This window comes from Rhodosalinus sp. (genome assembly GCF_046542825.1).
GTDB lineage: Bacteria > Pseudomonadota > Alphaproteobacteria > Rhodobacterales > Rhodobacteraceae > Rhodosalinus.
The window spans coordinates 1-6234 of the sequence record NZ_JBKHAQ010000143.1; the positions used below are offsets into that span (position 1 = coordinate 1).

Genomic DNA, 6234 nt, shown 5'->3' on the forward strand with positions numbered 1-6234 from the left:
GTGTAGTGCAGGTGGTGCGGACCGGCCCAGATGTAGATGAAGATCAGCGCCCAGAAGTGGATGATCGACAGCTTGTAGGAGAACACCGGGCGTTCGGCCTGCTTCGGGATGAAGTAGTACATCATGCCGAGGAAGCCCGCGGTCAGGAAGAAGCCCACCGCGTTGTGGCCGTACCACCACTGGGTCATGGCGTCCTGCACGCCCGAGAAGGCCGAGACCGACTTCGACCCCCAGATCGAGACCGGGACCGAGAGGTTGTTGAAGATGTGCAGCATCGCGACGGTGACGATGAAGGACAGGTAGAACCAGTTGGCGACGTAGATGTGCGGTTCCTTGCGCTTCACGATGGTGCCGAGGAAGATCGCCAGATAGACCACCCAGACGATGGTCAGCCACCAGTCGGTGTACCACTCTGGCTCGGCGTATTCGCGCGACTGGGTCGCGCCCAGCAGGTAGCCCGTGGCGGCGAGCACGATGAAGAGCTGATAGCCCCAGAACACGAACCAGGCCGCGTTGCCGCCCCAGAGCCGCGCGGCGGAGGTGCGCTGCACGACGTAGAAGGAGGTCGCGATCAGCGCGTTGCCGCCGAAGGCGAAGATCACCGCAGAGGTGTGCAGCGGCCGCAGCCGCCCGAAGTTCGCGTAGCCCTCCGACCAGTCGAAGTTGAGCCCCGGAAAGGCCAGCTGAAAGGCGATGAAGACGCCGACGAGAAAGCCGATGATGCCCCAGAAGGCGGTGGCGATCACGCCGGCGCGCACGACGCCGTCGTTGTAGCTTCGCGAGAGGTCCGGGCCAGCGACCACCGGCTCGTCCGTGCGGCGCAGCGTCCACAGGAAAAGACCCGCGGCGACAAGCATGACGATTATGGCATGAACGTGATAGGCCAGATCGCGCGCGAAGCTTGCCGCCATCATCGCGAAAAGCGTGACGAGGCCAAGCACGATCAGCTTGATGTAATTCGACATATGGTCGTGTCCCTTCCGTCGGCCCGCACGAGTCACTTGCCCCTCGTGCGGACGGGTTCGCGTAAGATCGTCATGGGGACCCGGCACGCGGGTCGCCTTGATGCAGATCAATGCATCTGACCATGCGGCTTGACACGTGTCAAAGTGTGACGCGGGGCCGCGCCCTAGGGTGACGCCAGAGCATTCCAAGGAGGGGCTGATGGCCTACAAGACCCTGATGACCGTCGTGACCGACCCCGCGCTGGCCGAGGGGCCGCTTGCACAGGGAATCGCGATGGCAGAGGCGGAGGACGCGCATCTGGAGGTCGCCTGCTTCGGCGTCGACCGGACGCAGACGGGGTACTACTACGCCGGCGCCAACGCCATGATCCTGCAGGAGACGCTGGCGCGCGCGCAGAAGGACTCCGAGGCGGCGGCGGAGCATGTCCGTGGCGTGCTGGGCAAGACCGACATTCGCTGGAACGTCGAGACCGGCGTTGCGCAGCTTGCCGACATCGGGCGCAGCATCGCGGCGCACGCGCGCTTCTCCGACCTCGTGATCCTGCCCAAGCCCTACGGCGAGGGGCATGGCGCGGAACTCGAGCCGATCATCGAGGGGGCGCTCTTCGACGGGCGGGTGCCGGTGATGGTGCTGCCGGACGAGTTCAAGTCGACGCTGACTCCCGTTCGGGTGATGATCGGCTGGGACGAGAGCGCCGAGGCGCTGTCCGCCGTGCGCGCCGCCCTGCCGCTGCTGGTCCGGGCGGACGCGGTGCATGTGGTGGTCGTGGACCCCCCGGTGCATGGCCCCAACCGCTCGGACCCCGGCGGGCTGCTGTCGCAGTTCCTCGCCCGCCATGGCGTGAAGGTCGAAATCGACGTGCTGGCCAAGACGCTGCCGCGCATCTCGGACGTGCTGGCGCGCCACGCCGGCGACATCGATGCCGACCTGATCGTGATGGGGGCCTACGGGCACTCGCGCTTCCGCGAAGCGATCCTGGGCGGTGCGACGCGCAACACCCTCGAGTCGACGACCGTGCCACTCTTCATGGCGCACTGAAGCGGCCGGCGCGCGCGGGCCGCCGGCCTGCGTGCGCCGGAACGCGCCTGCGGCGCGTCGCTCCGCGGGGGGTATTTGAGGACCATTGAAAGGGCTGGCGCCTGCCGGAGCGGGGGCACAGAGTGGGATTGCCTTTTGACCACGGGAGCCCCGGATGCCCGACCTTGCCCTGTCCGACGTGACGCTCCACTACGAGATCGGCGGCGACGGTCCGCCACTGATGCTGCTGGCCGGGATGGTAAGCGACAGCGCAAGCTGGGCGCCGCTGATCGAAAGGCTGGAGGCGCGCTTCGCCGTCATACGGCCAGACAACCGAACCACCGGCCGCACCCGGCCGTGGGACGCGCCGGTGAGCCTGGCGGCGATGGCCGGCGATGCCGCCGCGCTGATCGAGGCGCTGGGCCATGGGCCCGCGCATGTCGCGGGGCATTCGATGGGCGGGCTGATCGCGATGGAACTGGCGAGCGCGCGGCCCGACCTCGTCTCGCGCCTGACGGTCATGGCCTCGGCGCCCATGCGCATGGCGCGCAATGCCTTTCTCTTCCGCACGTTGCTGGCGCTGCGGGCCGAGGGCATGGCCGATGACCTGTGGCTGCGCGCGCTCTTCCCCTGGCTCTTCCACCCCGCGGCCTTCGACCTGCCGGAGCAGATCGAGGCGGGGATACGGGCGGGTCTCGACTATCCTCATGCCCAGAGCGCGGAGGCGATGGCGCAGCAGGTCGCCGCGCTCGAGGCCTATGACCCGGCGGGGCTGGCGCCGCGCGTGCAGGTGCCGACGCTGGCGCTGCTGGCGGAGAACGACGCGCTGATCCCCGAGGCCGAGGCGCGCGCGGCGCTGGCGGCGCTCCCGGATGTGCGGGTCGAGACGGTGCCGCGCGCCGGTCATTCGCTGCATTGGGACGCGCCGCAGGCCGTGGCGGAGGCGCTGATCCGCTTCAGCGGCGTGGACGGCGCCAGTGCGTCGGCACGATGACGAGCGCGCCCACCGAGCTGACGATCGCGTCGATGCCGGGCGAGCCGATGCGGATGCCGAACATGATCCGCAGGAAATAGAACAGGAACGCGCCGCCGATGCAGATGATCACGCTCTGCAGGATGCCGTTGCGGGTGAACCCGGTCCTTTCCGACAGATAGCCGACGATCCCTGCGATCACCACCGTGCCGATCAGCGTCGGAAACATGGTCTAGCCTCCCAGTCTCGTGCCCGCGGGCAAGGGGCGTCCGCGCAGGAAGGCGCTCGCATCCTGCGGAGCCCGCCCCTCGCGCTGCGCGCGTGTCACCTGCACCGCGCCCGTTCCGCAGGCCACGGTGAAGGCGTCGTCCAGCACCTCGCCCGGGGCGCCCGCCCCCTCGGCCAGCCGCGAGCCCAGCAGCTTCACCCGGTGCCCGCCGATCCCGGTCCAGGCGCCGGGAAAGGGCGAGAGGCCGCGGATCAGCCGGTCAACCTCTTCCGCGGGCTTCGTCCAGTCCACCCGCGCCTCGGCCTTGTCGATCTTGGCGGCATAGGTCACGCCATGCTCGGGCTGCGGCACCGGCGTCAGGTCGTCGAGCCGGGCCAGCGCCTCGACGATCGCCTCTGCCCCGAGGCGTGCCAGCCGGTCGTGCAACGCTCCGGCCGTTTCTTCCGGCCCGATCGACAGCCGCCGTTCCAGAAGCACGGGCCCGGTGTCGAGGCCCGGCTCCATCTGCATGATGGCGATGCCGGTCTCGGCGTCGCCCGCCATGATCGCCCGCTGGATCGGCGCCGCGCCGCGCCAGCGCGGCAGCAGCGAGGCATGGATGTTGAGGCAGCCGCGTGCCGGCGCCGCAAGGATCGGGCGCGGCAGGATCAGCCCGTAGGCCGCGACCACGGCCGCCTCTGCGCCCAGCGCGGCGAAGGCGGCCTGCTCCTCCTCCGTCTTCAGGCTGACGGGGTGGCGGACGGGCAGGTCCAGCGCCTCGGCCAGCGCCTGCACGGCGCTGGGGCGCGGTTTCTTGCCCCGGCCGGCGGGGCGGGGCGGCTGGGTGTAGACGGCGGCGATTTCATGGCCCGCGGCATGGATCGCGCGCAGGGCTTCTGCCGCGAAACCGGGGGTGCCCATGAAGATCAGCCGCACCGCGCTATCCCGCCTTCCTGGCTTTCCGCAAAGCCATGTCGCGTTTCACCCGGCTCAGCCGGTCGAAGAACATGCGGCCCTCCAGGTGGTCGATCTGATGCTGCACCGAAATGGCCCAGAGGCCCTCGAACGTGCGACGGTCCACCTGTCCGGCCTCGTTCAGGTAGCGCACGGTGACCTTGGCGGGCCGGCGCACCACCGCCGAGACACCGGGCAGGCAGGGACTGGCCTCGGCGTGGTCCATCGTCTCGCGCGCGGCTTCGAGGATCTCGGGGTTGGCCATCCGCACCGCGCGGCCGCGTTCGCGGCTCGCGTCCACCACCGCGAGGCGCTGCATCACGCCCAGCTGCGGCGCGGCGAGGCCCAGGCCCGGCATTGCCTCCATCACTTCCACCATCTCGTCCCAGAGGGCGCGGGTCTCGTCCGTCACCGCCTCGACCGGCGCGGCCTGCTTGCGCAGCCGCGGGTCCGGCCAGCGCAGGATCGGGCGCGGGCTCACGCCTTGGCCTTCTCGCGCTTCAGCTTGACCATCTTGCGGGTGATCATCTGCCGCTTCATCGGGCCGAGGTAGTCGATGAAGAGCTTGCCGTTCAGATGGTCGATCTCGTGCTGCACGCAGGTCGCCCAGAGGCCGCCGAATTCTTCCTCGCGCTCGGCGCCGGTCTGGTCGATCCAGCGCACCTGCACCTCTGCCGGGCGGGTGACATCGGCATACTGCTCGGGGATCGACAGGCAGCCTTCCTCGTAGGTGTTCAGCTTGTCCGAGGCGGCCGTGACCTCGGGGTTGAACATCACCAGCGGGCGGGGCGCCGCGCCCTCTTCCTTGACGCAGTCGAGCACGATCAGCCGCTCCAGCACGCCGACCTGCGGCGCGGCAAGGCCGATGCCCGGCGCGGCATACATCGTCTCCAGCATGTCGCGGGCAAGCTCGCGCCGCGCGTCGGACAGATCGGCGACCGGCGCGGCCATTTTCTTCAGCCGCGGGTCGGGGTGGATGAGGATCGGGCGCTTCATGCGCGTTCACATAGGCGAGCGCGCGCGCGCGCGCAACGCTGCGCGCCGCCGGTCAGATCGAGGTGCAGATGTATTTCGGCTCCAGGAACTCCTCGACGCCGTAGTGCCCGCCCTCGCGCCCCAGACCCGACTGCTTGACGCCGCCGAAGGGCGCCACCTCGGTCGAGATCAGGCCCGTGTTCACGCCCACGATGCCGTATTCCAGCGCCTCCTGCACCCGCGTGACGCGGCCGATGTCGCGGGCGAAGAAGTAGCTGGCAAGGCCGTAGATCGTGTCGTTGGCCATCGCGATCACCTCTTCCTCGGTCTCGAAGCGGAAGAGGGGGGCGAGGGGGCCGAAGGTCTCTTCCGTCGCCACCGCCATCTCCTGTGTCACGCCGGTCAGCAGGGTGGGCCGCAGGAAGGCGCCGGGCAGGTCGTCCTCGCCGCCCAGCACGATCTTCGCGCCCTTCGCGGTCGCGTCCGCGATGTGCTCGCGCACCTTCCTGACCGCATCCGCGTTGATCAGGGGGCCGAGCTGCACGCCCTCTTCCAGCCCGTCGCCGATCCTGAGCTCGCGCACCCGCTGCGCCAGCTTCTCCGCGAAGGCATCATAGACGCCCGACTGCACGTAGATGCGGTTGGCGCAGACGCAGGTCTGCCCGTTGTTGCGGAACTTGCACTGGATGGCGCCCTCGACGGCGGCATCGAGATCGGCGTCGTCGAAGACGATGAAGGGCGCGTTGCCGCCCAGCTCCATCGAGCATTTCATCACCTGGTCGGCGGCCTGCCGCAGCAGGATGCGCCCCACCTCGGTCGAGCCGGTGAAGGTGAGTTTGCGCACCTTCGGGTTCTCGCAGAATTCCTTGCCGATCTCCGAGGACCGCGCGGAGGGCACGATGGACAGCACGCCCGCCGGCACGCCCGCGCGCTCGGCCAGAACGGCGAGCGCCGTGGCCGAAAGCGGCGTCTCGGACGCGGGCCGCCCGACGAAGGTGCAGCCGGCCGCCAGTGCCGGCCCGGCCTTGCGCGTGATCATCGAGGAGGGGAAATTCCACGGCGTGATCGAGGCGGCCACGCCCACCGGCTGGCGGATCACCGTGATCCGCTTGTCGCGCTGGTGGCCCGGGATCGTCTCGCC

8 protein-coding genes are annotated in these 6234 nt (G+C 69.5%); 2 read left to right on the forward strand and 6 right to left on the reverse strand.

Going from position 1 to position 6234, the window contains the following annotated elements; translation table 11 throughout:
• Window positions 1-965, reverse strand: a 965-nt coding sequence (locus ACLFOB_RS13820) for a cbb3-type cytochrome c oxidase subunit I (protein WP_410926454.1), incomplete at its 3' end; no start/stop codon positions are given.
• A gap of 199 nt (window positions 966-1164) precedes the next feature.
• Between ACLFOB_RS13820 and ACLFOB_RS13825 the strand changes: the two genes are divergently transcribed.
• Window positions 1165-2004 carry a universal stress protein gene (locus ACLFOB_RS13825; RefSeq protein ID WP_410916446.1) on the forward strand — a complete coding sequence of 280 codons (840 nt, stop codon included), beginning with the start codon at window positions 1165-1167 and terminating at the stop codon, window positions 2002-2004.
• Window positions 2005-2158: 154 nt separating this feature from the next.
• Window positions 2159-2977: an alpha/beta fold hydrolase gene (locus ACLFOB_RS13830; RefSeq protein ID WP_410926455.1), complete on the forward strand. Its 819-nt coding sequence runs from the start codon at window positions 2159-2161 to the stop codon at window positions 2975-2977.
• On the opposite strand, the gene ACLFOB_RS13835 is transcribed toward ACLFOB_RS13830, so the two are convergent.
• From ACLFOB_RS13835 to ACLFOB_RS13855, 5 genes are all read right to left on the reverse strand, one after another.
• Window positions 2940-3185 carry a hypothetical protein gene (locus tag ACLFOB_RS13835; protein ID WP_410926456.1) on the reverse strand — a complete coding sequence of 82 codons (246 nt, stop codon included), beginning with the start codon at window positions 3183-3185 and terminating at the stop codon, window positions 2940-2942. The genes ACLFOB_RS13830 and ACLFOB_RS13835 overlap by 38 nt on opposite strands.
• A gap of 3 nt (window positions 3186-3188) precedes the next feature.
• Window positions 3189-4100: a methionyl-tRNA formyltransferase gene (gene fmt, locus ACLFOB_RS13840; protein WP_410926457.1), complete on the reverse strand. Its 912-nt coding sequence runs from the start codon at window positions 4098-4100 to the stop codon at window positions 3189-3191.
• Window positions 4101-4104: 4 nt separating this feature from the next.
• Window positions 4105-4599: a peptide deformylase gene (def, locus tag ACLFOB_RS13845; protein WP_410916450.1), complete on the reverse strand. Its 495-nt coding sequence runs from the start codon at window positions 4597-4599 to the stop codon at window positions 4105-4107.
• Window positions 4596-5114 carry a peptide deformylase gene (def, locus tag ACLFOB_RS13850; protein ID WP_410916451.1) on the reverse strand — a complete coding sequence of 173 codons (519 nt, stop codon included), beginning with the start codon at window positions 5112-5114 and terminating at the stop codon, window positions 4596-4598. The genes def (ACLFOB_RS13845) and def (ACLFOB_RS13850) overlap by 4 nt, the downstream gene beginning before the upstream one ends.
• A 52-nt stretch (window positions 5115-5166) precedes the next feature.
• Window positions 5167-6234: NAD-dependent succinate-semialdehyde dehydrogenase (locus ACLFOB_RS13855; protein WP_410926458.1), on the reverse strand; the 1068-nt coding region annotated here is incomplete at its 5' end.